At 24.5% G+C, this 25268-nt stretch carries 20 protein-coding genes; 10 read left to right on the top strand and 10 right to left on the bottom strand.

Annotated elements, in window-relative coordinates; genetic code table 11:
* Nucleotides 1-2: 2 nt before the first annotated feature.
* The 6 genes from Q0J90_RS11935 to Q0J90_RS11910 all read right to left on the bottom strand — a co-directional run bounded on the left by Q0J90_RS11935 (nucleotide 3) and on the right by Q0J90_RS11910 (nucleotide 7570).
* Nucleotides 3-1202, bottom strand: coding sequence for a cyclic nucleotide-binding domain-containing protein (locus Q0J90_RS11935; protein ID WP_297278123.1), 1200 nt, complete (start codon nucleotides 1200-1202; stop codon nucleotides 3-5).
* A gap of 23 nt (nucleotides 1203-1225) precedes the next feature.
* Nucleotides 1226-2386: a cyclic nucleotide-binding domain-containing protein gene (locus tag Q0J90_RS11930; protein WP_297278122.1), complete on the bottom strand. Its 1161-nt coding sequence runs from the start codon at nucleotides 2384-2386 to the stop codon at nucleotides 1226-1228.
* Between the two features lie 103 nt (nucleotides 2387-2489).
* Entirely contained in the window at nucleotides 2490-3635 is a 1146-nt protein-coding gene (locus tag Q0J90_RS11925; protein ID WP_297278121.1) for a cyclic nucleotide-binding domain-containing protein, read from the bottom strand.
* 151 nt (nucleotides 3636-3786) lie between these two features.
* On the bottom strand, nucleotides 3787-4974 hold the full coding sequence (locus Q0J90_RS11920; protein WP_297278120.1) for a cyclic nucleotide-binding domain-containing protein: 1188 nt from the start codon (nucleotides 4972-4974) through the stop codon (nucleotides 3787-3789).
* 11 nt (nucleotides 4975-4985) lie between these two features.
* On the bottom strand, nucleotides 4986-5690 hold the full coding sequence (locus Q0J90_RS11915; RefSeq protein WP_297278119.1) for a hypothetical protein: 705 nt from the start codon (nucleotides 5688-5690) through the stop codon (nucleotides 4986-4988).
* 62 nt (nucleotides 5691-5752) lie between these two features.
* Nucleotides 5753-7570, bottom strand: a complete 1818-nt coding sequence (locus tag Q0J90_RS11910) for a family 10 glycosylhydrolase (protein WP_297278118.1) — start codon at nucleotides 7568-7570, stop codon at nucleotides 5753-5755.
* 87 nt (nucleotides 7571-7657) lie between these two features.
* On the opposite strand from Q0J90_RS11910, the gene Q0J90_RS11905 reads away from it, so the two are divergent.
* Entirely contained in the window at nucleotides 7658-8173 is a 516-nt protein-coding gene (locus tag Q0J90_RS11905; RefSeq protein ID WP_297278117.1) for a GNAT family N-acetyltransferase, read from the top strand.
* A 66-nt stretch (nucleotides 8174-8239) separates the two neighbouring features.
* On the opposite strand, the gene Q0J90_RS11900 is transcribed toward Q0J90_RS11905, so the two are convergent.
* A complete protein-coding gene (locus tag Q0J90_RS11900) occupies nucleotides 8240-8557 on the bottom strand; it encodes a co-chaperone YbbN (protein WP_028328503.1) in 318 nt (105 codons plus the stop codon).
* A gap of 149 nt (nucleotides 8558-8706) precedes the next feature.
* Between Q0J90_RS11900 and Q0J90_RS11895 the strand changes: the two genes are divergently transcribed.
* Both Q0J90_RS11895 and Q0J90_RS11890 read left to right on the top strand, forming a co-directional pair.
* Nucleotides 8707-9420 (top strand): type II restriction endonuclease, encoded by a 714-nt coding sequence (locus tag Q0J90_RS11895; protein ID WP_297278116.1) that lies wholly within the window; start codon nucleotides 8707-8709, stop codon nucleotides 9418-9420.
* Between the two features lie 12 nt (nucleotides 9421-9432).
* Nucleotides 9433-10653, top strand: a complete 1221-nt coding sequence (locus Q0J90_RS11890) for an N-6 DNA methylase (protein WP_297278115.1) — start codon at nucleotides 9433-9435, stop codon at nucleotides 10651-10653.
* A gap of 40 nt (nucleotides 10654-10693) precedes the next feature.
* Here the strand turns inward: Q0J90_RS11890 and Q0J90_RS11885 are convergent, their stop codons facing one another.
* Together Q0J90_RS11885 and Q0J90_RS11880 are read right to left on the bottom strand one after the other, a co-directional pair.
* Nucleotides 10694-11590 (bottom strand): patatin-like phospholipase family protein, encoded by an 897-nt coding sequence (locus Q0J90_RS11885; RefSeq protein ID WP_297278114.1) that lies wholly within the window; start codon nucleotides 11588-11590, stop codon nucleotides 10694-10696.
* Nucleotides 11591-11600: 10 nt separating this feature from the next.
* Nucleotides 11601-13088 (bottom strand): hypothetical protein, encoded by a 1488-nt coding sequence (locus Q0J90_RS11880; protein ID WP_297278113.1) that lies wholly within the window; start codon nucleotides 13086-13088, stop codon nucleotides 11601-11603.
* Nucleotides 13089-13322: 234 nt separating this feature from the next.
* On the opposite strand from Q0J90_RS11880, the gene Q0J90_RS11875 reads away from it, so the two are divergent.
* The 3 genes from Q0J90_RS11875 to Q0J90_RS11865 all read left to right on the top strand — a co-directional run bounded on the left by Q0J90_RS11875 (nucleotide 13323) and on the right by Q0J90_RS11865 (nucleotide 18980).
* Entirely contained in the window at nucleotides 13323-14132 is an 810-nt protein-coding gene (locus tag Q0J90_RS11875; RefSeq protein WP_297278112.1) for a flagellin, read from the top strand.
* A 61-nt stretch (nucleotides 14133-14193) separates the two neighbouring features.
* A complete protein-coding gene (locus Q0J90_RS11870) occupies nucleotides 14194-16443 on the top strand; it encodes a methyl-accepting chemotaxis protein (protein WP_297278111.1) in 2250 nt (749 codons plus the stop codon).
* A 269-nt stretch (nucleotides 16444-16712) separates the two neighbouring features.
* A complete protein-coding gene (locus Q0J90_RS11865) occupies nucleotides 16713-18980 on the top strand; it encodes a methyl-accepting chemotaxis protein (protein WP_297278110.1) in 2268 nt (755 codons plus the stop codon).
* A 7-nt stretch (nucleotides 18981-18987) separates the two neighbouring features.
* Here the strand turns inward: Q0J90_RS11865 and Q0J90_RS11860 are convergent, their stop codons facing one another.
* Nucleotides 18988-19548, bottom strand: coding sequence for a DUF4416 family protein (locus Q0J90_RS11860; RefSeq protein WP_297278109.1), 561 nt, complete (start codon nucleotides 19546-19548; stop codon nucleotides 18988-18990).
* Nucleotides 19549-19657: 109 nt separating this feature from the next.
* On the opposite strand from Q0J90_RS11860, the gene deoD reads away from it, so the two are divergent.
* The 4 genes from deoD to Q0J90_RS11840 all read left to right on the top strand — a co-directional run bounded on the left by deoD (nucleotide 19658) and on the right by Q0J90_RS11840 (nucleotide 24954).
* Nucleotides 19658-20356 carry a purine-nucleoside phosphorylase gene (gene deoD, locus Q0J90_RS11855; protein ID WP_297278108.1) on the top strand — a complete coding sequence of 233 codons (699 nt, stop codon included), beginning with the start codon at nucleotides 19658-19660 and terminating at the stop codon, nucleotides 20354-20356.
* A 324-nt stretch (nucleotides 20357-20680) separates the two neighbouring features.
* Nucleotides 20681-21724: a 3-deoxy-7-phosphoheptulonate synthase gene (gene aroF / locus Q0J90_RS11850; RefSeq protein WP_297278107.1), complete on the top strand. Its 1044-nt coding sequence runs from the start codon at nucleotides 20681-20683 to the stop codon at nucleotides 21722-21724.
* A 121-nt stretch (nucleotides 21725-21845) separates the two neighbouring features.
* Nucleotides 21846-22022, top strand: coding sequence for a hypothetical protein (locus tag Q0J90_RS11845; protein WP_297278106.1), 177 nt, complete (start codon nucleotides 21846-21848; stop codon nucleotides 22020-22022).
* A complete protein-coding gene (locus tag Q0J90_RS11840; protein ID WP_297278144.1) occupies nucleotides 22012-24954 on the top strand; it encodes a YidC/Oxa1 family membrane protein insertase in 2943 nt (980 codons plus the stop codon). The genes Q0J90_RS11845 and Q0J90_RS11840 overlap by 11 nt, the downstream gene beginning before the upstream one ends.
* Nucleotides 24955-25268 lie beyond the last annotated feature (314 nt).

The raw sequence follows: 25268 nt of genomic DNA, 5'->3' as shown, positions 1-25268 counted from the left end.
ATCTATTTATTATCTAATTTGTATGTACTTCTTTGTTTATAGATATCATATTCTTTATAAAATTCTTCCACATTGGTAATTATTAAACACCCGTCATTTGATATATCTAATGCCTTTATTTTTTTTATATCATCTTCAATATTACTAGAATATTTTATTCCAATCATACTGCATATATCATTTATATTATATGGGAAAGTAATTCTATCAAGATTTTTAAATAGAAGTTCTGTTTTTACTAATGCTTCTATTATAATTACAAATCTAGTAATTGTATTATTAGAATTAAATGATCTTATTCTTGATATAGTGCCGTATACTCTCATACTCATCATTTTTACAAAATATAGTCTCAAAGTTCTATCATTTACAACTAAATCCATTAACTCTTCTTTTTTAGCTAATTGTATTATAGAATCTTTAAGAACTATTGCCGTTGTATGTAATTGCTGTTCTTTTAATATAGGTGTATATCCATTTAGAATATCATTATCAGATAATATTCTTCTTGTAACCTGCTTAGAGTCAAATATATTATATACTCCAATTTCACCATTTTTGATAATATATAAATAATCATTGCTTTGAAGTTCTGTATATAAACAAAAACCTTTCTTATATCTATAAATATTTTCACCTAATTTCTCCGGCATTTCTAAAGGTTTCATATCTTTTAATAATATTGAAGCTTCATCTATATCATCTTCATTTTCATTATTTAATTCTATGTATTTTTGATATAATTTATAAGCAGCATCAGAAAATCCATTATTGGAGTATATTTTTCCCATCTCTATAATGTTTAACTTTTTATTTTTCTTATTAGCCATATTGTATTCATTATTAGATTTATGTAAAAAATAATAATATCTATTAAGCCATCTTTCAATATTTATTATAAGATAATTATATATTTTATTTATAAGATTTTTATCATTTATTTTTTCTATTTCATATATACTCATTTCTATAACTTCAAGGTCTTCTATAGCTTTAACAGTTGCAAAGTATGGTTCATTTAATACAGCATTAAATAAACCTATTATTTCGCCTTCTTTGTACTCTACATTATAATTATCAGCAAAATAATTATACACTATTACACTTCCTTTTTTAATAATAAAGAAAGTATATTTAGGTTCCTGACCCTCTACAAATATTGTTGATGATTTACTAAATTTAATACTTTTATAACTTAACATATATTTAACCCATTTTTATTACATTAATAATTATTTTTTTGGAACTCATAATATTCCCTAAAAAAATTATCTATATTTGTAACACTTATATATTTATTTTTTATTATTTCTATAGAGTTTATTTTTTTAAATTCATTAAATATATTTTCTGTTTCTAAATTTATAGAATTTATAATATCTTCTACTGTATGTGATAATATTATGCTGTTTGCCTCTTCAAATAATATTTCTATTTTTAGAATGGATGATATTATTATAAATAGTTTTAAAGTTACATTTTTTTCTTCCATAGCTCTTATTTTTAATAGAGTGTTTACAACTTTTATGGACATCATTTTTATATTATATGTTCTTAATTGAGAGTCTTTTATTGTCATTTCTAAAAAATCTTCTCTGCTTAACAATTTTATATACGAATCTTCCAAAGCAATTGCTGTTGTAGCTAGTGGTTTATATTCAAGGTTTGACGGATAACCGCTTAATATATAATTTTTTGTATATATTTCTCTTATTAAAAGTTTTCCATTTAGAATATTATATACTCCTACTTTACCAGACATTATTATATATAAATGATTACTCTGCCTATTTTCAGTGTATATGCAAGATCCTTTTTTGTATAAATATACATTATCAAGAAATTTAACAGGCTTTCCAACTGGTGTGATTTTTTCTATTTCTTTTTTTGCTTTTTCTACATTAATATCATCATAAGAAAAATCTTCAATATATTCACTGTATAATTTATAAGCTACATCATTAAATCCATTTTCTTTATATATATCTGCCATAGTGAATAAACTTTCTTTATAGTATAAATCTACTTTATTTTTGACTAAATTAATATAGTATCTTGATAGCCATGTTTCAAGCGTTAATGTAAGATAGTTGTATATTTTCTTTATTAAATCGCTGTTAGTAATATTTCTTATATCAGACATGTGAAGTTCTAAAACTTCCACATCTTCTACCGCTTCCATATTGACAAAATAAGGCTCATTTATTGAAAGATTAACTAAACCTATTATAATTCCTGCATTATATTCATTATTATATTTATCTGAATTGTTAGCGTAAGATACTACTTTTCCTTTTGTTATAATGTAAAATGCATCATTTGGATAATTGCCTTCTTCATATATCAAAGATGATTTAGGAAATTTTAGTGTTTTATAATCATTCATTGTTAAAAAATTATAATATTATTTTACATTTACTATCATTATAATTCCTTTTTATAAAAATACAACTTATTTAATAATTTTTTGTTCATTTATTTTTATAGAACTATTTTATGTAATTTCCATATTCTTTTATATATTTTATAGTATTGGTTACATCTATTGTATTAGAATTTTTATCATATTTTATATATTTTATTGTTTTTAACTCTGTATGTATTTCATTTAAATCAATTTCCAAATTGAGTATATTTATAATATTATCTATATTATAAGGTAGAGTCATAGATGTAGATTCATTGAATAATTGCTCTATTTTTATGATAGAATATATAATGATTATTAATTTAGATTTTATATCTTTGGCATTTATTGCTTTTATTTTTAAAACTGCATTATTAATTTTTGTAGAAATAATTTTAATTAGATTTATTCTTAAATTTTTATCCATATCCAATTTTGCCAATAATTCTTCTTTATTCATAATTTCCATTACAGAGTCTTCTAGTACTATTGCTGTAGTAAGTAGCGGAGCATACTCCAAAATAGGTCTATATCCCTTTATAAAATAGTTACTTGAATAAATGATTCTCATTGTTTGTTTGGAATTTACTATACTATATATAGCTACTTTTCCTGATTTAACCATATATATTAAATCACTTGTATTAAGTTCTGAGTATAAACAATATCCTTTTTTAAATTTATATACATTTTTATCTATTAATTGCGGTTCTTCTATAGGTTTTATATCTTTTAATAATTTTTTTGCTTCTTCTATATCTTTATTTTCTGGAAATAATTGTATATAGTCCCTGTATATTTTGTATGCAGCATCTTGGAAACCATTATTTAGATAAATGTTAGCTATAATTAATATACTGTCTTTATTATATAAATCTACTTTATTTTTAGCTAATATAGTATAATATTTACTTAGCCATGTTTCTAAAACCAAATATAAATGTTTATATATTTTATTTATTAAAGTTTTATTATTAATATTTACAATACTATCTATATTAATTTTTATTACTTCAGTATCTTCAACAGCTTCTATAGTTTCAAAATACGGTTCTCTTATAACAGCAGATATTAATCCTATAATAGCTCCTTTCTTGGAATAAAGTTTGTACTGTTCATAAAAATTATTATACGATAAAACTTTACCTTCAGTAATGATGTAAAAATAGTTTTCAGTTTTATCACCTGATTTTAATATTAAATCTTTCTGCTTAAATTTTATTGACATACTTTCCCATTTTTCAATTTTTAATCGCTAGCATTATAATATATAGAATAATTATGTCAATGTTAATAGAGCATTCATATTAATTTTTTATTTCTATTAAAAAATATTTAATATAATAATATTTTATATTTGCATAATACTAATGCTTATTTTATTGGCTTATATTCGCTGTAGAATTTCTCTTTCTGTATAATTCGTATTCTTCAAAAAATTTTTCCAAATTTGGTATAATTATTTTTCCTGTTCTTGAAAATACCATAACATTAGTTTTTTGTACTTCATTTTTTACATAGTCTCTATTTTCAATTCCAACCATTCCGCATATATCATGTGCTGTATAAGGCAGCTCAATAAATTCTTTATCGTTTTTAAATAATAATTCTGTTTTGGCAAGTGAATATACCATGCTGTAAAATTTTCCCACTACACTTTTTATGCTTATGCTATATGTTTTTATTACAGTATTATATATTCTCCTTGACATAATATTAACAAGGTGGTACTCTATTTTAGAGTTATTTAATGCTAATTTAAGAAAATCTTCTTTATTTACAACTTGCAATACAGTATCTTCTAATATTATGCATGTTGTAAGAAGCAATTTATTTCCTAGTATTGGCTTATATCCTATAATATTTCCTGAATCAAATATTATTCTCGTTATTAATCTTCCATCAAATACACTATAAACACCGACTTTTCCGTCTCTAATAACATATAAGCTTGTATTACTTTCCAGTTCTGAAAAAATGCAGCTGCCTTTTCTATATTCATATAAATTATAATTGATCTGTAAAGGAGGTTCTATGTTTTCTTTCTTTTCTATTTCCAAAATTCTATTACTTATTTCTTTATGCTCATTATTTGGAAACATTTCTATAATTTGTTTGTACATATATAAAGCAGCGGGTGTATATCCGCTTTCTTCATAGACTTTAGCTATTTCAAAAGCATCATTTTCTTTATATGATGTAATATTTAAACTTTCTGCTAATTTATGAAAATATTTTCCAAGCCATATCTCCATAAATTTTACTAAATATTTATATATATTTTCTATTATTTTAGTATCTTCAATGTTATAAATATCATTAACTTTTATTTCTATTAATTTTACATCATCTGCAGCAATGGCTGTGGAATAATAAGGCTCTCTTAATATTCCGGAAACAAGCCCTAAAATATCTCCTACAGTAAATTCAAAATTAGTATTTTCTATAACATAATTTTTGTCTATAACAGTACCTTCTTTTATTATATAAAATACATCCTGAGGATTTTGTCCTGCTACATATATTGCTGAATCTTTTTTAAACTCAATTATATTAAAATTAGTCATAAAATACACCTTTAATAATCATTATTTTTTAATTCAAATGTTTTTTTATTCATAATATCTTCTATTGCTATTATATTATTTTTAAAATAAGCTTTATAATTCATATCTAAATTATGATTGTATTTTCTTAAAACTATGTCTCTAATATCCAATAATTTAATAGTATTTACTTCTTTATTCAATATTTCATCTGAAAAATCTAATAATAGATATGTAAAAACTCTTTTGAAAGCATTGTTTTCTGTTTTTGATAAATAGAATATATAGAATAATATTTTATTATTTAAATATTCACAATCTATAAAAACTAATATTCCATTTTCAGAGTTATCTGTATCATTATTAATTATTTTATTATTATAAAAGTTAAATTCCCTATTTTGATTATTTAAATCAATTATTGAAAACCCGGATAAATCTCTATTAAAAATAAAATATTCATTATCATTATTGTATTTAATAATTTTAAATATTTTAGAATCATCACTTTTATAATGAAAAATTAATGAATTATTATCCGTTCTATAAAGAGTTCTATCATACCCTATAATATCTTTTTCATGAATATGACCAAAATATTTTTTATGGATAATATAGTAATTATTATTTAATATAGTTTTCTTTTCTTTTTCAAAGTATTTATCTGAGAATAGAATACCATATTTAGTCCAATGATTTTTATAATAATCAGTATAATAAAAATTTTCTAACACCATATATTAATAGTATATTTCAAGAATTTTATTTGTCAAATATTATACTTGTATTTTTCATTAATTTAATCATTTATTATTGTTAAATATTCGCTTTCATTATGTATTCTATCCAAAGCAGTTACATAATATATATATGTATTTTTAGAATTAACAGTTTTATCTCTATAAGTTACTTTTGAATTTATATTAAAATTTGTTCTTCTAATTTTATCTATCAATTCTATTCCAGGATTTCCTATAGTTTCTCTATATACAGCATAGTATGCAGATGTTGATTGTGTAGGGGTATTATATTTATCAAGTTTATATTCATTTGGATCTGTAAAAGATATTTCTATTCCTCCGAAAACTTTTTTTATATAAGGATTTTCTAGTTTTAAAGGAGGTTTTCTCATATCTTTCATTGTATTCATTGTTGGTACTATTGCTTTAAATATATAATTATTTTCTTTTATATATTTAACAGCCTCATTTCCAAAATCTCCGCTGTCTCTGTCATTTTTGTACATACTATGCATTGTAAAAAATGAAGAACCTTTTATATATCCGCTGCCTATTTTTCTAATATAATCTATTTGTTCAGACATTAATTCTTTATTTCGCCATGGTTCAATATTTGTTCCGCTTCCCATTTTATATAAAGCATGTCCTATATATATGTCAGCAGTATTTCCGTTCCTTGATTTCTGAGCTTCTTTAACCCACCATTTAACTATTTTATCAAAAGGAACTGTTTTATGATATGAACTCCAATATACTTGAGGTATTACAGCATCTATATACATTCTATTTAATCCGTCTTTTCTTGTAGCATTTCTCAATGTAGAAGTTTTCTCACCGTTTAAAAGCCATATTAATACATCAGCATGCAAAGCATCAAAATTTGGATTATATGATTTCGTATCGCTTCCATATTTACTTCCCGCATATTCTGATAATTTTTCTTTATTTCTCCAAACACCTGCCGGTGATATAGTCCATTTTACATAAGGCTTTCTTGATTTTATTTCCTTGTATAATCTATTTACTAATCTATTTATATTGTCCCGTCTCCAAGCATAAAGCCCATTTATTCCATAATCATCATAAGAAGTATCTTTTACATTATAGCCTAATTTTGCACCATATCTGTTTGCACTTGAAGAATCTGGCCAATCTTTATATGTTTTTCCAAATGCAGCATTCTGATAAAAATAATCATCAAAATGTATTCCGTCTACATCATAATTTTCAACAACTTCAATAACTGAGTTTACTATATATTCTGCACTTAATGGTTCTCCAGGATCTAAATATAGTCTTTTATCATGCCAATATATGGGTTTTAAATTATTTGACACGTATGTATGTATAAAATTTTTTTTTGAAAATTGTTTGCTGTAGCTTTCGTTTGGGTTATATGTTGCAGATATTCTATACGGATTAAACCAAGCATGAACTTCTATATTTCTTTTATGTGCTTCATCTATTATAAATTTAAGCATATCCGTTTTGAAAGGATAATCGTCTCTTTCATCGCTTGATTTAGATCCGAAAAAATATCTTGTAGTAGGATTTATTTTTGATGGGAATATCACTCCTGCATCTGGTTTGACCTGTACGAATACCGCATTGAAATTATTTTTATATAAAGTATCCAAATGTTTTATAATAAGTTTTTTTTGTTCTGATTCGCTTCCGCCTTTTACAGGCCAATCTATATTTGCAATTGTTGAAAACCATGCTGCTCTGAATTCTCTGTACATAGGGTTTGAACTTCTATCTTCTTTCATATTTTTTATCAGCATGCTTCTTAATCTATCAGGTACAGATATATTTAATGTTTGACATGATGATACTAATAAAATTGACAATGATATTAATATAATAATTTTTTTCATAGTTTTTTTATTTAAGTATTGATATAAGTTTTATAGATTATATATTTAATGAAGTTAACAGTCAATATATAAAAAAGAGGTATTATTATGTTTATTGATATTAAAGAAAATATTTCTTATTCAAAAGATATATCTATGATGATGTCAGAGGTTTTCGGATGTGTTTATACTGAAAATGATGTAATTAATATGATATATAATTCATTTATTTCTATTGGATATATTGAAAATGATGTATTAATAGGGTATGCAGGACTTTTGAAAATGTATTCTGATATAACATTAGAACTGCATCCTTTAGTTATAAAAGAAGGTTACAGAAATACGGGTATAGGAACAAAGCTGCTTAAAGAGGCTGAAAGAATGGCTAAAGAAAAAAATGCATTAAATATTATGCTTGGTTCTGATGATGAATATTATAAAACTAATCTGCATGAATTTGATTTTAATAATACATATATAGGAGATATAATTAAAAACATAAAAAATATTAATAATCATCCTTATGAATTTTATCAAAAGAATGGATATAAAATAGTTGGAATTTTTCCAAATGCTAATGGAATAGGAAAACCTGATATTTGGTTATGGAAGCAATTATAGATATTAATTAAAAAAATAAAAAAGGAGCTTAAAAAAGCCCCTTTATTTCAAAAATAATAATCAATATTATAGCATACTATCTACCATAGCTTTAATGTTTTCAATAGTAGCTTCTTCTTTAGTAACTTCTTTAACTTTAGCACCATCTTTGTAGATAGCAATAGTAGGAAGTCCTAAAATTTTCTCACGAATAGCTAATCTTCTAGCTTTAGAAGTGTTGAAAGAATAGAATGGAACTTTACCTTCATATTGTTTAGCTAATTCATGTACATGAGGCATTAATGCTTTGCAAGGCTCACAAGTATCGCCGAAATAGTCAACTAAGCATAATTCTTTTGAATTTATTACTTTTTCATCAAAATTATCTTTATCTAATTCTTGCATTATAAAACTCCATAAATATATTTTTATAATATACATTATATAAAAAATATATCGTTAGTCAAGTAAAAATATAATTAATTTTTAAATAAATCATTATTAATAATGATATTATACTTGAAAATATTTGATTTTTTATATATATTAAGCTGATGCTCAGCGAAATATTTACAGATATTCAAAAAAACAAAAAAGAATGGCTAAAAAGTAAAGAGGGTAATGAATTTGAAGATAGATTTGAGTCATCTTTAAAAAAGCATGGCTTTAATAGAAGAATGTCTAGCGATAAGGAAATCAAAAATATACTTTCTGATATAAAAAACTATATTTTAGATAAAAGTTCTGATAAAATAATTGATAATGTTTATGCTTTAGAAGATAAAAGCATGCAGAACTGCTTTATATGTCAGCCTTACGGCAGCCAGAATTTTCCGGATTTTCTAATATTTACAGCTAAAAAAATTATAGCTATAGAAATAAAATACAGCAGCGGCAAATCATCTAGTCCTATGTGGAACAGTAATTTACCAAAATCAAATGCTATTTATATATTTGGTTCTTACGGCAGGGGGGACGTTACTTTCTTTATAGGAGATGATGTGCTTCCTATGAATGAAAGAAATGAATTAATATCATTTTTTGAAGAGATAAAAAAGCTGGAAGATAATTTTAAAAATAAAATGAAAAAAGAAAGCAAGAATAATTTATTTGCATATAAATTTGATAGGGGATTTAATGTTTATGTAAGGCGTGCTTATGAACAGAATAAAACTATAAATGAAAATGCAAAAATAGATTATTTTTTACATGAAGATAGAATAAAATGCGAAAATAATGTAATAGATTTTTGCACTACTTTGGATTAAGAGAATTTATATATGCTTGATAACTATACGAAAGAAAGTATTGACTATTTAAAAAATACTGATATAGAAAAAAGAAAAAGATTAGGTCAGTACTTTACGCCTAAAAGTATAAGAGATTTACTTTTATCTCAGTTAGTTTCTATTTCAGAAAAAAAAGATAATCCTAAAATTCTTGATCCTGCATGCGGAACAGGTGAATTCCTTTTATCATGCAATGAATATTTTAAAAGTCCTAATTTGTACGGATTTGATATTGACGATAGTTTAGTTGCCATATCAAAAAAATTATTAAATAATGCAGATATAAAATGTTTTGATACTTTGAAACTTGATATTGATAGATCTATTAAATATGATTATGTAATAGGTAATCCTCCTTATTTTGAATTCAAGCCTGATAAAGAATTAAAGAAAAAGCATGCTGACATAATAAGCGGAAGAGTTAACATATTTTCTATATTTATAAAATTAGGTTTGGAGCTTTTAGAAGACGGAGGATATTTAGCTTATGTCGTGCCTCCTTCTATGAATAATGGAGCTTTTTTCAGCAAGCTAAGAGAATATATAATGAATCACAGCAGTATTGAATATTTGAATGTTGTTGAAGGTTCTGATAATTTTTACATGGCTAATCAAAAGGTTATGCTTTTAATACTAAAAAAGACTAATAATCATAAAAATAAAAAATATATATTCTCAAAAAATGATATTACAATATTTACAGAAGACAAATCATTTTTAAATAAAGCATATAAAGATACTGTAAGTTTAAAAGAAATAGGTTATGAAGTAAAAACAGGAAGCATTGCTTGGAATAAATATAAAGCTAATCTTACAGATGATAAAAATAATTCTATACCTTTGATATACTCATCTAATATAGTTGATGGAAAAATAGTTATACCGAATAAAAGAAAACTTCAGTATATAAAAAATATTTCAAAAGATTTAATAATAAAAAATAATGTTATAGCTGTTAATAGAATAACAGGCTCGCATAAAAACATTAATATAAAAGCAGCTATAGTAAAAGAAAAAGAATTTGTATGCGAGAACCATGTTAACATAATATACCCGCTAAGCAGTTATGATAAAAATTATACATTGGAATATATTTATAATGCTTTAAATGATGAAAACAATATAAAGGTATTGAGTCTTATAACAGGCAACACTCAAATATCAAAAACAGAATTAGAAAGACTGCTTCCTATAAAAATTATAACAAATTAATAATAATATTTAAGATGTTTTTAAATAATTTTCATTGAAATTATTTTTCATCATTAATTCTTAGATTATCTATAGCATCATGAAGTTTATCTTTTAATTGTTTATTTCTTATTTTGTTATTAAGTTCATCTTTATACATTCTGCTGTTGTTTTCTACTATTTCCAGCTGAGTTTTTCCCATTGAGGATACTTGCTCTAATAATTTTTTTGCATCATTATATCCTTCTTCAAGACGCATTCTAGAACCTTCAAGAGAAAAATCCATAGCCCCGGTAAAAAAGTCTCCTATATCTTTACTTGGTACTATTTCATAAACTTTAAAATTTTTGTTTTTTTCTATTGCAGCATCTTTATATAAATTAATAGCTATTATTTCATCGCAATCTTCATTGTATAGAGGTGTTATAGGCAGATTATTACCATGTAGTATTTCAACTCCTCCGTCTATATAATTTATTCCGCCTATATTTTGTCTTCCGAATATTAAAGGTATTGCACTTGTAGCCATCATAATTTCTTTTATTTCTTTATGACTTTTACCATTCAGTTTAAAATATTCAATATTTATTTTTTTTAAATTTACTGCAGCAGCATATATGGAATGTTTGTAATTTGAAATAATGTCTATATTTAAATATTTCTCAATTATTTCTATTAAACCCTCTCTTGTAAATATACCATGAGAGGATATGAAATTATTATTTTTATCTATTTTCTTTTTTGAAAGTATTTTTCCTTCTATTTCATTAGTCCAAATATATTCTGCTATGTCATAATTATTGTGGGCTATTAAGCATGCATTAAGCACTCCTACAGAAGTACCGGAAATTACTGTAATCATTTCATCTACTTTATATTCTCTTAAAGCTTTCCAAACTCCAATTTGATAGCTTCCGAGTCCTCCTCCGCCTCCTAAAACTAAACCTATTTTTTTCATAAAAAAGCTCCTATATTTTACTTAAATATACTCCCCAAAAGTCATTTATAAAATCTAAATATTCTTTTTTATTTTTATCAGATGTTTTTTCTAATTTTTTTTCTATCTTTTCTTTATACTGTTTAATTTTTTGGTATTGATATTTTAATTTTTGCTTATATTTATATATTTCTTTATTTGATGAATAAGAGTCAAAATATTTATTTAAATATTTCAATGTGTTCTCATAATCCTTTCTTATTAAATATATTTTTGCTATTTCTTTATAACATATTGGTGCATCATATTTTTTAGTTTGTTTTATTAAAAGTTTATACATACTTTCTATTTTTATTTCATTTGCTTTTTTATTATTTTCTTTTGAAAGTATTATGTCGCATTCTCTTATTGCTCTTTTATATTTTTTTTCTTTTACATATTTTTCAGCAAGGTTCAGTCTATCATTTATATTAATTGTTATGGTGCTTATTGGAAGATTACTTTTTTTAGATGTTAATTTTAATTCGTTCATTATAAGAATTATGAGTTCATAGTTATTTATTTCAGAATTATAATCAAAATTTGATATATTGATTCCATATTCACTTACTAAGTTTAATTTTATATCATTTATATTATCATTATATTTAGTTAATGCATTAATAATATATTTTTCTTCATTATCTAATTTATATATTTTATTAGCACCGCTTAATATTGGTATTATGTATTCTGGAATTTCAATATCATTTGTATTTTCCATAAGTTTATTTATAAATATTGGCTTCTCTATTAATTTTTTATATATATCTATTATCTTTGTATTTTGATTTATATTTATATTAAAATCTGTAAGTATAGCCTTTATCATAAAAATATGTTCTTTTGATATTGCATCTTCATTGCTATTTGAATAACATATTTTTGAGAACATATCATTACTCAAACATATAATTTTTTCTATACTGTCCATATCTGTATATTTTATTTTATTGAATTCCAATATATTTGATGATGCTTTGAATTCTAATAGCTGTATCTTTCTTTCTAATGAGTCTATTCTGTTTGATTCATTATTTATTTTGTTTAATATATAATTGAAAGACTCTCTTACATTTATGCATATACTTAAAAGCTCTTCTTCAATGTTTTTTTCTATATTATTTAATTTATTATTAATATATATAAGACCTTCATAAGTAATTTTATTCTGCTTAGCTAAATAGTCTATCATTTTCAAAGATGCATTTTTGACTATGGCATAATTATAGTCAATTTCACCTCTTATTTTTCTGTTTTGTCCTGTTATTGAATTGAATATATTTTTTAAAAATCCCTGATTAGCTAAAAATTCTGTTCTAGATTTTCCAGCACTTAAAGATGATACCGCTTCTATTGTTAACTCTGTTAATTTTGCTGAGTTATATTCATATTCTTTTATATTGTTTAGTATATATTCCTCTATTATAGTTTTATCTTTTTCATCTATTTCTTTTTCATAAGGTATCATTAAACTCATAATAACTCCGATAACATAAATGATAAAGTGAACTATCGTATTATACAATTTATTTAATTTTATCACAAATAATTTTAAATTGTAAAATTTATTTAAATTAAATACGTAGAATATATATTACAAAGTATGTTTTTTATAATAATTTTTTATATCGTATGCTATAATATAATTTGATATTGAAAATATTTTTTATTTAATTATACTTTAAATATAGAAAAAATATATGAGGCTTTTATGGTAATAACTAATAATGTAAATGCTATTAGGGCAAATAGGTTTTTAAAAATTAATTCAACTGAGAATGATAAGAAATTTCCCAGTTTATTTGCAGGTGAAAAAGGTCCATTAGTGCAGGCAAGATACATAATGCGTGCTGAGAAGAATACACAAGATGGAATATCATTTATACAAACAGCCGATGGATATTTAAGTGAAACAATAGATATATTGCAGCGTATTAGAGAATTAGCAGTAAAATCTGCAAATGGAATATATAACAATTCTGACAGATCATATATTCAGGCAGAAGTATCAAGTTTAATAGATGAAATAGATAGGGTTGCAAGTCAGGCACAATTTAATACTTTAAATATATTAACAGGCAGATTTTCAAATTCAGTTAATGCTTCTGCAAGTATGTGGATTCATATAGGTCCTAGCAGAGATCAGAGAAAAAGAATTTATGTTGCTACAATGACAGCAAGCTCTTTAAAATTAAAAAATGAATTTAATAGTTATATTTCTGTATCTTCTGTAAGTAAAGCAAATAGAACTATAGGAATGATAGATAATGCTGTTGAATATGTTATTAAACAAAGAGCTGATTTAGGAGCTTATAAAAATAGGTTTAATACATATATTCATGGTCTTATGAATTCTTATGAAAATACCATTGCTTATGGAAGTAAAAAAATGGATAGAGATGTAGCTGAGGCTTCTATTTATGAGGCTATAAGTTCAATAAAATCTCAATCTGCTTTGGCAATGCTTGTTCATTCAAATAATTTACCAAAAGATGTTTTGAATCTATTAAGACAAACTTAATTTGATTTAATTTTATAATTATGTTATAATTGTAAAAAAAATTTTATAATAAGGGTTAAAAATGAAACTTAATAGTTTAACATTTAAAATACCGCTTATTATGGGACTTTCTATTACATTATCAATATTGGTAATAACTATTATAATGTTTCTAATATCATTGAAGTCTGTTGATATAGCGGCTCAAAACGGATTTGAATCAACAGCTGTCGCTTATCAAAGTGCAGCTAATCTATGGATAGAACAACAACAATCTATAGTGGATACTTTTTCTACTAACTACAATGTAGTAAATTATTTATTAAATCCAAATGAGGAGAATACAATATCAGCAAAAAATGCTTTGGTATCATTTAAAAATTATAGAAAGTCATCTCTTCATTTTGTTATTTTAAATACAGAAGGAAAGGCTCTGCTAGATTCGGAAAATGGTGCGTTAGTAAATTACAATCAAGGAATAGATCCTGATTTTAATATGTATAAAGAAAATTTGAAGAATAAGAAAATGGGAGTATCAAAATCATATATAACAGGAAAACCTGTATTTAAGATGTATTCTGATATAAACGATGCTGATGGTAATATAATAGGCATTTTATCCTATCATATAGATTGGGCAGATTTTATATATCATTCTATATCTAATTATAATATAGGTGAAACCGGAAACATTATGATAGTAGATGAAGATAAAAATATTATTGCCCACCTGGATGAAACTAAAATATTAACCAACATAAAAGATTTTAAACCTCTAGATAATATGACAGAATTAAAGACAGGAATAAAGCATTTTAGAGGTGATGACGGATATCTCTATATGATGTATTTTAATCCTATAATTTACTCTCATTGGTATATTGTAGTTACAATTGGTGAAAGAGAGCTTTATGCACCTGTCAAATTTATGCTTATACTTCCTTTAATAGTAAGTGTTATTTTAATAGCATTTTCAATACTTATAGTTTGGTTATTTTCTAACAGTTTAATAAAACCATTAAATGCTGTTGTAAAAGAAGCTGAATTAATAGCTAATGGAAATCTTACTAATGTTATAATGGATAAATATTTAAATAGAAAAGATGAAATAGGGGATATATTAAACAGCTTTAGTAAAATGAAAATTGTTATAAAAGATATTATTAAAGTTGTTAATTCTAATATATCTCAGACAAAGAGAACAGCATATACTCTTTACTATTCTAATAAAGATTTGTCTGACAGAACCACATCTCAGGCTATTGATATAAATCAGACAAGTATTTCTATGAAAAATATATCATCAGCTATAGAAGAATCTACAAGCAATATAAAATCAATAAGTGATAGTATGGTAAATGCTAGGAATGATATATCGGATGCAGGTTCTATTATCAATGATACTGCTAGAAATACATCGCTTGTTTTTGAATCTAGTAAAAAAATAGGAGATATAATTAAAATAATAGAAGATATAGCATTTCAAACAAATATACTTGCTCTAAATGCTTCTGTTGAGGCGGCAAGAGCCGGAGATCAGGGAAGAGGTTTTGCAGTTGTTGCATCTGAAGTGAGAAATTTGGCTCAAAGTACTTCTGAATCAGCTAAGAATATTACTTCTTTAATAGAAGACAGTAATGATAAAATTAGAAAAGCAACAGATTCGGCTAATATGTCTCAAAAGTTATTTTCTGATATAGAAAAAAAGATTGAAAATACTACTGCCATTATGGAAAATATGGTTAATACAATGCATAAACAGGAAGAAGATGTACACAAAATAAATAGCTCTATGCTTAATATAGATTCTAAAACTAAAGAAAATGCTCATCTTGTAGATTTGATGAAAACTTCCTCAAGTGAACTTGAAAAACAGACTAATGATTTTTTCAGTGCTATGAGTTTTTTCAAAACAGGTGTTAGACGTTTAGAATGGTCTGATAACTATAATACAAATAATTCTCATATTGATGAACAGCATATGAATTTAATAAATTTTATTAATGATATATATTCAGCTATATATGAGGATGATTTTGAAAGGGTAAAGAATATTTTTAACATGACTTTAGATTATACTAAATATCATTTTTCTGATGAGGAAAAATTTCAGAAAGAAAATTCTGATAAATATAGAAAAATAAAAGAGCATTTTGAGCAGCATAGAAATTTTGAGTCACTAGTAGCCGTAAAAATAAAAGAACTTGATTCTGTAAAAGATTGGAAAGCTACAGCATATGATATGGCTGATATTTTAAGTAAATGGCTTATTCAGCATATTGGGGTATGGGATAAGGAGTTTGTAAAGACTGCTGGAATATACGATAAATAATCTATTATTATTTTAATCTTATTGTTTAAATTATATTATAGTTATATATTATTAAAAACTATTAAGTTTTACCAAAATTTTTTGATTTTTTTGAAAGTTTTGTTATTATTACGTAAAATAATAACTTTTTTGTTTTTATTAACTATTTTTTTTATATAATTATTATACTTAAGTAGTATTTGTTGCTTATAAGGTATGATTATTATATTGAAATTATTTTTATAAGTGATATTATTTATATATAAATAATAGTATTATGGGGATAAAAAATGAAATTACATAAAATATATAGTTTAAGGTTTAAAATACCTTTTTTATTTGTTACTACAATAATATTGTCTATATTTTTAAGTATTTCCATTGTATTGTTTTTTAGTATAAAATCTATTGATAACGCCGTTAATAATGGTTTTGAATCTACATCTATTTCATATAAAAATCTCATTACATTATGGTTGGAAGATAATAATTCCTCTATGGATAATTTTGTTACATCTGCGTCATTAATAGCTTTTCTTCAAAATCAGGAAGATCCTAATTTAAAATTAAGAGCAGAAGAAGCTTTAAAGTATTTTAAGGGTTCAAGAGACTCATTTGTTAATTTTATAGTATTAGATTTGAATGGAAGAGCTATAATAGATTCTGAGAATGGAATTTTAAATAATGTTTATATGGATCAAAATGATGAAGGATGGAAGAAATTTGTTTCTTCAGGATATAATTCCGGAGGAGAAGAAAGTATATCAAAGTCTGTAGCTACTGGAAATCCTACTTATAGAATATGGAGAGGGGTGAAAGATAGTACAGGTAAAACTATAGGTATATTAACTGGAAATGTAGATTGGGGTTATTTAATAGATAGATTTATAGTTAATACTAAAATAGGAACAAGCGGGAAAATATTTATTATAGACAGTTCAAAAAAAATTTTAGCAGATCAAGATAAAACAAAGTTATTAACTACTTCTGATGAAGTAATTTATGATGAAGTTATAAAAAATAAAAATGGAATCATACATTATAAAGCAGAAGATAATCAAAAGTATTTAATGTCATATTATAATATAGATAATACAGAATGGTATATTATAATAACTATGTTAGAAAAAGAATTGTATTCTTCATTATCTGCTACATTTTTATTTTCAATATTATTTTGTATAATTGTAATATTTATTGTTACTACTATTGTGGTTTTATTCACTAGAAGATTAACATCTCCATTAAAGGAAGCTTTGAGGGTTGCTAATTTAATTTCTACTGGTGATTTAACTTTCAGTATTAATGATAAATATTTCAAAAGAAGAGATGAAGTAGGCGAACTTATAAAAAGTTTTGATAATATGAAAAGCTCTATAAGGGATATTATAGACGTCGCTAATTCTAATGTTGCTCTAACAAAAAGAACTGCTTATTCTCTTTCTTATTCAAATAAGGATTTAGCGAGCAGGACATTAAGCCAAGCAGCTGATATAGAGAAAACCGCAGAGGCTACAGAAGAAATTTCTAGTACAATAAGAAAAACTGCAGATAATGCATCTATAATTAATGATATGATGATAAATGCCAGAAATGCTGTTGAGGAAGCTGGAAGTATAATTGCTGAGACTGCACAAAATACAAGTCAGGCTTTTGAATATAGTCAGAAGATAAGCGGTTTAGTAAAGTTTATTGAAGATATAGCATTTCAAACAAATATACTTGCTTTAAATGCTTCAGTTGAGGCAGCAAGAGCCGGAGATCAAGGAAGAGGTTTTGCAGTTGTTGCTTCAGAAGTTAGAAATTTGGCACAGACAACACAAAGCTCTGTTAATAATATTACCTCTTTTATTTCTGAAAGTAATGAAAAAGTTAAAAAAGCAACTGACTCTGCTAATATGTCTAGAACTTTATTTGAAGATATTGAGAATAAAATAGAAGAGACTACAAGAGTTATTGCTGATATGGCTAATACTACGAGAGAACAGCTTATAGGTATAGACAGTATTAATAATGCTATGTCCAATATGGATGCTCAAACGCAAGGTAATAGTTCATTAGTTTCATCAATGCATGAATCTTCTAAAGAACTTGAACAGCAAATGGCAGAATTATCTAATGCTATGAGTTTCTTCAAATTAGGGGCTAAAAAATTAGAATGGCTTGATCAATATTATACTCATAATAAAGTTATAGACGGACAGCATGTTCAAATAATAGAGTATGCCAATAAAGTTCATTCGGCATTGTATAATGGTGTTAAAGAAGATGTTGATGAGGCATTTAAGGGTGCTATTAATTATACAAAATACCATTTCTCAGAAGAACAAAAGATACAGATGGCACATAAGGATAAATACCATAAGATAAAAGAACATTTTGAAGAGCATAGAAAATTTGAAAGAGCTATAGATGATCAATATAAAGAATTTAAATCAAGTGATGATTGGCATAAGGTAGCTAATGATTTCGCTGGGCTTTTAGCACAACTTCTGATAGAACATATTGGTGTATGGGATAAAGAATTTGTTAAGATTGCAGGAATAAAAGATTCATAATTATGTATTAATTATTCCAATTAGAACCGAATGGAGAGCTTTCTATAAGTCTGTTATAGAACAGCTCTCTTATTTTATTTAAAAAAGATTTAGTTTCATTGCTTGAATAATCTGCATAAGTCCATTCTAATTCTGTATATCCTTTTTTCTTTTTATATATTAGAGTTAAATCAGCAAATACACCATCTTTTAAATATATTCTATGTGTAAAATTTTTATTAGTTACGAGAATAAAATTTTCTAATGTTAATATTGCTGGGTCAATATTAATTCTTCGGTTTTGATGATTATCTAAATACTCTTTTTCTATATTATCAGTAATTCTTTTTACATCACTTATATAATCTCTATCTATCATACTATTGAATACTATAAATCTTTTGTTTAAAGATTCTCCCATTTCTTCTTTGTAGTAAATGGAATGCGAGAATAAATATTCTTCACTAATTACTTCAATATTTCCAAAATTATTTATAAGTTTTTCTAACGTTAAATTATACACATTAATATCATTATACATTAATGCCATAACAAGCACAGCTTTGGATTGTTTTAATACTTTACTCATGTTATTATATTACATTATTTTCATTTATATTCAATATACATTTACTTGATATATACTATATTATGATTATAATTTAAAAAAATAATTTAATTGAAAGGAGATTTTGAGTATGGTTACACCTCATATAGGAGCGAATAAGGGAGATATTGCAGAAACTATACTTTTACCGGGTGATCCTCTAAGAGCTAAATTTATAGCTGAAAATTTTTTAGAAAATGTTAATCAGTATAATTCAGTTAGGAATATGTTTGGATTTACCGGCACATATAAAGGAAAAAAAGTTTCTGTTCAAGGTACTGGTATGGGTATGCCTTCATGCGGTATTTATTCTTATGAGCTTATACACTTTTATGGATGTAAAAATTTAATACGTATTGGTACGGCTGGTGCTATATCAGATAAACTTCATATTGGAGATTTAGTTATTGGTATGGGAGCATGCACTGATTCTAATTATGTATCTCAATATGAACTTCCAGGTACTTATGCTCCAATAGCTAGTTATGAGCTATTAAGAAATGCAGTAAAAAAGGCTGATGAGATGAAAATAAATTATCATGTAGGAAATATAGTTTCATCTGATGTATTTTATGGAGCTAACAATGCAACAACTAAATGGGCTAAAATGGGCGTATTAGCTGTTGAAATGGAAGCGGCAGCTTTGTATATGAATGCTGCTTATGCGGGAGTTAATGCTCTTTGTATAGTTACAATATCTGATTCTTTAGTGACAGGAGAATCTACTACTGCTGAGCAAAGAGAGAAAACTTTTACTAATATGATGGAAGTTGCTTTGTCTTTAGCTTAAATTATAACTACTATAAAGATAAGTATTTAATATATACTTATCTTTATAAATATATTTTATTAATAAAAATCGTTCTATATAATCATCAATTACTGCTTTAAAAAATAAATAATATTATTTGACTTTTTTATTTTTTAATATAAAATAAAAACTATGAAAGGTAATTTATTTTCAAATAATTTCAAAAGCATCTGCGCTTATTACTTCTTCTATTATGGCGTTTAAGACGCCAGAGTATCTATTTTTCTATTTTAAAACAAACACACATTTTTAATTTAATCAATATTAATTATTTACTATTAATCATTTAAGGAGAATTATATTATGATAGTTGTAATGAAACCAAATGCTAAAGAGGAGCATATAAATAACATTGTAAAAAGACTTGAGAATGCAGGTCTTGGAATACATAAAAGTATCGGTATGGATTATACTATAATAGGTATGGTAGGCGATACTTCTAAAATAGATAGAGATTTAATATCATCTTTACCTGGTGTATCAAAAGTATTGAAAGTTCAGGAACCATTTAAAAGAGCAAACAGAGCTTTTAAGAAAGAAGATACAATAGTCGATGTAAGCGGAGTAAAAATAGGTGAGGGAAGACCTACAATTATTGCAGGTCCTTGTTCTGTTGAAAGTGAAGAGCAATTAATAAGTATAGCTAAAAGCGTTAAAGCAGCTGGAGCTTCAATACTTAGAGGAGGATCTTTTAAACCAAGAACATCTCCTTATGCATTTCAAGGATTAGCTCTTGACGGATTAAAGATATTAAAACTTGCAAAGGAAGAAGTTTTAATACCTATAGTTAGTGAAATAGTATCAATACGACATTTAGAAGAATTTGATAATACTGTAGATATGATTCAGATTGGTGCAAGAAACATGCAGAACTTTGAACTTTTGAAAGAAGTAGGAAAATTAAAAAAACCAGTTCTATTAAAAAGAGGATTGGCAAATACAATAGAAGAATGGCTAATAAGTGCTGAATACATACTTAATCAAGGAAATAAAAATGTAGTATTATGCGAACGCGGTATAAGAACTTTTGAAACTTATACTAGAAATACTTTTGATGTTTCAGCTATACCAGCTATAAAGCGTTTAAGTCATTTACCAGTTATAGGAGATCCTTCTCATGCAAGCGGTAAATCTTGGATGGCGCTTCCTCTAACTTTGGCTGCTATTTCTGCAGGTGCTGATGGTATGATAATAGAAGTGCATAATGATCCTGAACATGCTTTATGCGATGGTGCTCAGTCTATAAAGCCTGATATTTTTCAAGATATAATGGAATCTGTTAATATGATATCTGATACAGTTGATAAGATTAAAGAAAAGCATAACGGAAGAGTTTACACTAAATAATATTTTACTTAATTATATATTCTAATCAATATCACAATAGATAAATGATTTTATTTATCTATTGTGATTATATTTTTTATGTATATTTGACATTTTTATATATTAGAATTATAATAAATAGATGAATAGTATAACAGCAAACAGCAAACAGCAAACAGCAAACAGCAAACAGCAAACAGCAAACAGCAAACAGCAAACAGCAAACAGCAAACAGCAAACACTAAAAATACTTTATTTGTATATAAAAAATATTACAAACTCCAAAAAAGTAATTTGGGGGTATTGTGATGTTTTTTGATGTTCTCTATAATATTACAATATATCCTTTTCAATTTTTAATAGAAATAATTTTTTATTTTATAAAATTTAAAGCAGACATTTTATATTCGCTTGCCATATTATACTTGAATATAATAATAAATATTATACTTTTGCCAATTTATAATGTAGCAGAAAAATTGCAAAATGAAGAAAAAAAAATTCAAGATAAAATGAAACCCATGATAAATAATATCAAAGCTGTATATAAAGGTGATCAGCAATATTTACTTATAAGAGCATGTCAAAAAATAAATGGTTATAAAACAATATATGCTTTTAGAGGAACTTTCGGATTGCTTATACAAATACCTATATTTATAGCAGCTTATAATTTTATTGATACTATAAATCCTGAGAGTTTGGATTATTTATTTAGAGTAATTCCTTTATATAAACCAGATGAATTTTTAAAAATAGGAAATGTTACAATTAATCTGTTGCCTTTTTTAATGTTTACATTTAGTATGATTTCAAGCTTTTTTTATAATGATAAATTAACATTAAAAGAAAGAATACCTTTAATTGCAATTAATGTTTTTTTTCTAGTTTTTCTTTATAATTCCAATGCTGTGTTTGTATATTATTGGACTTTAAATAGCTTGTTTTATCTATTAAAAAATATATTCATTAAATATAAATTAAATTTTAATAAATCTCTTAAAAAAATATATATTAATTTTTCTATTGTTGTTTATGTTATATTAATTATATTTATTATACTTGGCAAAATAGGGCATAAAGGATATATAGACGATTTTTCTATATATCATAAAGCAAGTGATAAAGAATATTTTTATACATTAAAAATGAAAACAACTAGCAAGATTTTTACAAATACAGATATTTACCAAATAGATAAAATTGTTAAAATAAATTCTAATGGTATAAATGGTATAGTTAATAACGGTAGTTTTTTATATGATAAATTAATAGAAAATGATTTTTATGTTGATGCTGTTTATACGCTTAATGTTAGACCACGAATATATCTTTTTATAATAGTATTGACATTACCATTTTTATTATTTATTTTATATAAATCAATTTCTATTTTTAAATTGAAAATATCAGATGATTTTAATACTAGAAAATTATTAATTTTATCATGTATTTCTATAAGTATTTTAATTGGTCTTTTTATATCTTCTTCACTAGTGCATTCTTCTCCAACAGAGTTTAAAAATCCAATCGATATGATATTTGATAATTTATTCAAAGCTATTGGTATATTTTTTGTATATCCTATTTTTATATATTTTTTATTTGATGATAAAATCAAGCAATTAGTATCTTTTATTATGTATATTTTAGTGCCGATAAGTATTGTAAATGTATTTATTATGGCTGGTGATTATGGTTTTATCAATACTGATTTTGTTTTCAATAATCCAGACTTATTATTATCAAGCCTAAATCAGAGCATACTAAACATATTTTTAATTATTTTATCTATTGTATTAGTACTTTTTTTGATAAACAAATTAAAATATAATTTTTTATCGAATATATATATGCTAATATCAATAGTTCTAATTATTGTCTCCATATATAATTTCAATTATATTAAAAAAGAATTGGATATTTTTAATACAATAAATACAAATGATATTAGTTTAGATAATAAATATTTAAATATTTCCAGAAATGGTACTAATGTATTTGTATTTCTTTTGGATGCTGCAACTTCATCTAGTTGGAATACAGCTTTTAAAAGAAATGAAGAGTTCAGAAAAGCTATGGATGGTTTTATATTCTATACTAATACTGTTTCACCCGGTGCAAATACAATAACTGGAACTCCTGCCTTATATGGCGGATATGAATATATGCCATATGAGATAAGTACAAATGGAACTTATAATATAACCAATGTACAAAATGAAGCTTTATTAATGATTCCTCTTTTATTAAAAGAATATGGATATAGTTCAGTTAGTATAGCTCCTCCTTATGCCAATATATCAGGAGATTTATCTATATTTAATACTAATGAAAATATAAAAGCATTTAACAGTTTTAATATAGAAAAAGAATTGAATAATTATTTATCATCTGTGTCGGATGGTAAAAAATTGTACTCAGAATCTTATAAAGATATATTTATAAGATTTTCCATATTTAAGTCTCTTCCAATTATTTTTAGACATTATTTTTATTCAAATGGTGATTGGTTTTATCCATTTAAGTTCTTTATAAATGGTACTATAATTCCATATATAGAATTATCATCTGTAACAAATAATATCAATTTTAATGATAATGGTAATTATTATAATATAATGGAAAATTTAACCACACATAATATAGATTATTTTGATTCTAATTATATGCCTCAGCTTAATCAATCTATACCTAATACTTATGATTTAACAGTATTTGGTGATAATGTTAGTTCTAGGGTATATTATGCTAATGTAGCGGCAATAAAGCTTATAATAAATTTTATAAATTATCTTAAAGAAAATAATGTTTATGATAATACAAAAATCATACTGGTTTCGGATCATGGATTTTTTGTGTCTCATAATACGGAAGATTTTTATGGGGATATTAAATTTATAAATACTTATAATTCTATTTTATTGTATAAAGATTTTAACAGCAGCGGTGAGTTAATTATGAGTAGTAATTTTATGACAGTAGCTGATACTCCATATCTAACTGTTAATCACATAAGAAATGCTATTAATCCATTTACAAAAAAGAATATAACAAATGATTTCAAAACAAATGGTGTTTATATGCTTGAATTGAATGATCTTAATTTTAATTTTTATGAAAAAAGGTATCATTTCAATAATTATTATTATGTTAAAGATAATATATTTGATACAAATAATTGGAAAAAATTTAATATTGATTGGTCTAGTAAAAAAGTAAAGGAATTAAATATTAGTGATAATAATTAAATTTGATTTTTATAAGCTTAGCAGTATAAGTATAATTATTTTTTAGTAAGTATAGGATATATTAAAAAATACTTAAGTTACATTTTAATTGATTTTATATTAAAATTAATGTAAAATATAATATATTATATTTTAAGGAATTATTTAATGATTTTATCAATATTGGTATTATTTATTATTTTTCAATCTAATGCATTTGGATATATAGATCCAGGTACAGGAAGTTTGCTTTTTTCAGCACTTTTTGGCATTATAGGAACACTTTTCTTTTTATCCAAAGCATTAATAATAAAATTGAAAACTATGTCTTTTTC

Source organism: uncultured Brachyspira sp., from assembly GCF_944390595.1.
Lineage (GTDB): Bacteria > Spirochaetota > Brachyspiria > Brachyspirales > Brachyspiraceae > Brachyspira.
Note: the sequence above shows the minus strand (reverse complement) of the source record. Positions and strands in the feature narration are given on the sequence as shown.